The sequence below is a fragment of the Pseudomonas sp. P5_A2_2 genome, from assembly GCF_054177685.1.
This window is the reverse complement of sequence record NZ_JBGCUL010000304.1, coordinates 1-4,962: the sequence shown is the minus strand read 5'-3', so window position 1 is coordinate 4,962 and position 4,962 is coordinate 1. Positions and strand designations below refer to the sequence as shown.

The 4,962-nt window shown below is 59.3% G+C and carries 2 protein-coding genes and 1 pseudogene; all 3 read left to right on the top strand.

Features of this window, described 5'->3' with window-relative positions:
* Positions 1-813: pseudogene (locus tag ACXRVY_RS16940) on the top strand (DNA primase); the annotation flags it as partial.
* 67 nt (positions 814-880) lie between these two features.
* Entirely contained in the window at positions 881-2,728 is a 1,848-nt protein-coding gene (gene rpoD, locus ACXRVY_RS16935; protein ID WP_223456930.1) for an RNA polymerase sigma factor RpoD, read from the top strand.
* A gap of 122 nt (positions 2,729-2,850) precedes the next feature.
* A partial coding sequence (locus ACXRVY_RS16930; protein ID WP_458237812.1) for a PAS domain S-box protein occupies positions 2,851-4,962 on the top strand: 2,112 nt, incomplete at its 3' end.

The following is a 4,962-nucleotide window of genomic DNA, read 5'->3' as shown; positions in this document are numbered from 1 at the left end:
CGCTCGCTCGAGCGCAAGGCCCACATGGCCACCCTCGCCGCGCCACTGATCGACAAAGTCCCGGGCGCCAACCTGCGCACCCTGATGCGTCAGCGCCTGAGCGAAATCACCGGCCTGAGCGGCGAAGCGGTGAGTCAATTGGCACAAAGCGCCCCGCAAGAAGCGCCGCCGGCTTACGACCCGAGCATCGATTACGACGCGATGCCCGATTACAGCGACTATCATCAGCCGCAGGCACAGGAAATGTATGCGCCGCAGCAGGAATGGACGCCGAAGAAACCCGGTGCAGGAGGCAAGAAATGGGACAAGAAACCGTGGGACAAGAATGGCAAACGGGGCGGTGATCGCGATCAACCCCGCACGCCACGGGTGCCCGCCGCCGTAGAACCGCCGACCCTCGCCGCCTTGCGCACGTTGCTGCATCACCCGCAACTGGCCGAAAAAGTCGAGGATGCCGGGCACTTCGCCGCCGAGGATCACACCAACACGCAATTGCTGGTGGCGCTGCTCGAAGCTGTGCAGAAGAATCCCAAGCTAAACTCAATTCAACTGATCGCGCGCTGGCACGGCACAGAACAGGGCCGCTTGCTCAAGGCCCTGGCGGAAAAGGAATGGCTGATTGATGGAGATAACCTTGAACAACAGTTTTTCGACACCATTACTAGCTTGTCAGCCCGCCAACGCGAGCGAAACCTGGAACAACTTCTGCGAAAAGCGCGTCAAAGCGAATTGACCAGCGAAGAGAAAAATCAACTGCGCGACCTCTTGAGTCGCAATGTTTCCGCATCAAACCCGACCTCAACTGGCGCGTGAGGTCATTGCTCAGGTATAATCCTCGGCTTGTTTTTTGCCCGCCAAGACCTTCAGTGGATAGGGTGTTATGTCCGGAAAAGCGCAACAGCAGTCTCGTATCAAAGAGTTGATCACCCTTGGTCGTGAGCAGGGCTACCTGACTTACGCGGAGGTCAACGACCACCTGCCGGAGGATATTTCAGATCCGGAACAGGTGGAAGACATCATCCGCATGATCAATGACATGGGGATCAACGTATTCGAGGTTGCGCCAGATAAGGATTCCCTTATGCTGGCCGACGCCGATACCGACGAAGCCGCAGCCGAAGAGGCCGCTGCAGCGTTGGCTGCGGTCGAGACCGACATTGGTCGCACTACCGACCCGGTGCGCATGTACATGCGCGAAATGGGTACGGTGGAGCTCCTCACGCGTGAAGGCGAAATCGAAATCGCCAAGCGTATTGAAGAGGGCATCCGTGAGGTGATGAGCGCAATCGCGCACTTCCCTGGCACGGTTGATCATATTCTCTCCGAGTACACCCGCGTCACCACCGAAGGTGGTCGCCTGTCTGACGTCCTGAGCGGTTATATCGACCCGGACGACGGCATCGCGCCACCTGCGGCAGAAGTGCCRCCGCCGATCGACGCGAAGGCCGCAAAAGCGGACGACGACTCTGACGACGATGACGCCGAAGCCTCGGATGACGAAGAAGAAGCCGAAAGCGGTCCGGATCCGATCATCGCTGCTCAGCGCTTTGGCGCTGTGGCCGATCAGATGGAAATCACCCGCAAGGCGCTGAAAAAGCACGGTCGCAACAATAAGGCAGCAATTGCCGAGCTGTTGGCCCTGGCCGAGCTGTTCATGCCGATCAAACTGGTGCCGAAGCAATTCGAAGGCCTGGTCGAGCGTGTTCGCAGTGCCCTGGATCGCCTGCGTCAGCAAGAGCGCGCAATCATGCAGCTCTGCGTTCGTGATGCACGCATGCCGCGTGCCGATTTCCTGCGCCAGTTCCCGGGCAACGAAGTCGACGAAAGCTGGACTGATGCCCTGGCCAAAGGCAAAGGCAAATACGCCGAAGCCATTGGTCGTCTGCAGCCGGACATCATCCGTTGCCAGCAGAAGCTGACCGCGCTGGAAACCGAAACCGGTTTGACCATCGCCGAGATCAAGGACATCAACCGTCGCATGTCGATCGGTGAGGCCAAGGCCCGCCGCGCGAAGAAAGAGATGGTTGAAGCCAACTTGCGTCTGGTGATCTCGATCGCCAAGAAGTACACCAACCGTGGCCTGCAATTCCTCGATCTGATCCAGGAAGGCAACATCGGCTTGATGAAAGCGGTAGACAAGTTCGAATACCGCCGCGGCTACAAATTCTCGACTTATGCCACCTGGTGGATCCGTCAGGCGATCACTCGCTCGATCGCCGACCAGGCCCGCACCATCCGTATTCCGGTGCACATGATCGAGACGATCAACAAGCTCAACCGCATTTCCCGGCAGATGCTGCAGGAAATGGGTCGCGAACCGACCCCGGAAGAGCTGGGCGAACGCATGGAAATGCCTGAGGACAAAATCCGCAAGGTATTGAAGATCGCAAAAGAGCCGATCTCCATGGAAACCCCGATCGGTGATGACGAAGACTCCCATCTGGGTGACTTCATCGAAGACTCGACCATGCAGTCGCCAATCGATGTTGCAACCGTTGAGAGCCTTAAAGAAGCGACTCGCGAAGTGCTGTCCGGCCTCACTGCCCGTGAAGCCAAGGTACTGCGCATGCGCTTCGGTATCGACATGAATACCGACCACACCCTCGAAGAGGTTGGTAAGCAGTTCGACGTGACCCGTGAGCGGATTCGTCAGATCGAAGCCAAGGCGCTGCGCAAGCTGCGCCACCCGACGAGAAGCGAGCATCTGCGCTCCTTCCTCGACGAGTGATCACAGAACCCCCGGCCCAGGCCGGGGGTTTTGCTTTGTACAGATTAAATCCCCCCGCTCCCCCCCTCCGCCCTGTAGCCGTCTACACTCGAAACATTCCCCCGAGCCATAACGAGACCGTTATGCCCAGACTGCCGACCGTGCTTTTTTTGCTGTCGCTGATGACCTGGACCGCAACGGCTGGCGCGCTGACTCTAACCGACGAAGAACGTAGCTGGCTGGCGGCTCACCCGGACTTGCGCCTGGGTGTCGATGCATCATGGCCGCCCTTCGAGTTTCGCGACGATGAGGGCCGCTACCAGGGCCTTGCCGCGGATTACATCGAGGTCATCCGCAAAAGGCTGGCAATCCGGCTCACCCCCATCGAGCCAGTGAGCTGGACCGCCGTCCTGGAACAAGCCAAAAAGGGCAAACTGGACCTGCTACCGGGCATCATGTCGACCCCGGAACGCCAGAAATACCTGTCGTTCACCCGTCCCTATCTGGATTTTCCGATTGTCATCCTGGCCCATGTCGGGGGCCCCCAGCCACATAACCTGCAAGAACTGTACGGACTGAAAATCGCCGTGGTGGAAAACTACGCCCCCCACGAGCTGCTGCGCACCCACCATCCCGACCTGAACCTGGTAGCGATGCCCAACGTCAGCTCGGCATTGCAGGCACTGGCCACTGACGCAGTGGACGCAGTGGTGGGCGATCTGGCGTCCAGCGTCTGGAGCCTGCGCCAACTCAGGCTCGATGGGTTGTATGTCAGCGGTGAAACCCCCTATCGCTATCAACTGGCCATGGCGGTACCTCGCAACAACCAAATGCTCGTCGGTATTCTCGACAAAGTCCTGGCAGACATGAGCCCCGCTGAAGTCAGCGCCATTCAAGAGCATTGGGTCGGCAACGTCCTCGATCATCGAACTTTCTGGAATGACCTGCTGGTGTATGGCCTGCCCGGATTGCTGCTGCTGACTACCGTACTGGCGGTGGTTATCCGCATCAACCGCCGCTTGAGCTCGGAAATCGCCCGCCGGGTCGACCTTGAACAGGAACTGCGCAGCAGCGAATACCACTACCGCGGCCTGGTGGAGAGCCTGTCGGCCATCGCCTGGGAAGCAAAAGTCACCGACTTCACCTACAGCTATGTATCGCCCCACGCCGAAGACCTTCTCGGTTATCCCCTGTCCCATTGGCTGATTCCGGGCTTCTGGCGCAACATCATTCACCCCGCCGACCTGACCCGCGCCCAGACCTTCTGCGATCACGAAGTGCTGGCCGGGCGCGATCACCGCCTCGACTACCGGGTGATCACCGCCGACGGCCGCTGCCTGTGGGTGCGCGATATCGTCAGCCTGATCGAACACGGGCATGAGCCGGTGCTGCGCGGGTTGATGATCGATATCACCGACGCCAAGCGCACCGAAGAAGCATTGCGCCTGTCGGAACAGAAATTCGCATCCGTGTTCCAGCAATGCCCGGACATTCTGGTGATCGCGCGCCTGAGCGACGGTTGCCTGCTGGAAGTCAACGAAGCATTCGAAGAACAGATCGGCCTCAAGGCCGAGGACGTCGTTGGCCAGACCGCCACCAACCTGAACATCTGGGGGATTCCCGGTGTTGGACCAGGCCTGTTGCAACGCTTGCAGGCCGGCAGCATCCGCAACCTGGAAATGCCCTTTCGTCGCAGCAACGGCCAGGTGTTTACCGGCCTGATCTCTGCAGAACCGTTCAACCTCGACATGACACCGGCACTGGTGGTCGTGGTGCGGGATATCACCCAGCTCAAGGAAACCCAGCAACAGCTGCAAACTTCCGAAGAAAAATTCGCCAAGGCCTTCCATGCCTCCCCCGACGGCTTGCTGCTGTCCCGGCAAAGCGATGGCTTGCTGTTGGAGGTCAACGAGGGTTTTAGCCGCATCACCGGGTTCAACAGCGCCATGTCGGTGGATCGTTCAGCGCTGGACCTGGGAATCTGGGTCAACCTCAATGAACGCAAGCAAATGCTCGATCTGCTGCACCGCGACGGTTTTGTTCGCGATTTCAGCTGCCATATCCGCCGCAGCGACGGGCTGATCCGCCTTTGTGAAGTGTCCAGCCGTCCGCTGCCGATTGGCGATGAGGACTGCATGCTGACCATCGCCCGGGACATCACCGAGCGGCACCTGATGCAGGAAAAACTGCAACAGGCCGCCACCGTGTTCGAAAGCACCGCCGAAGGCGTGTTGATCACCGATACCCAACAGCAC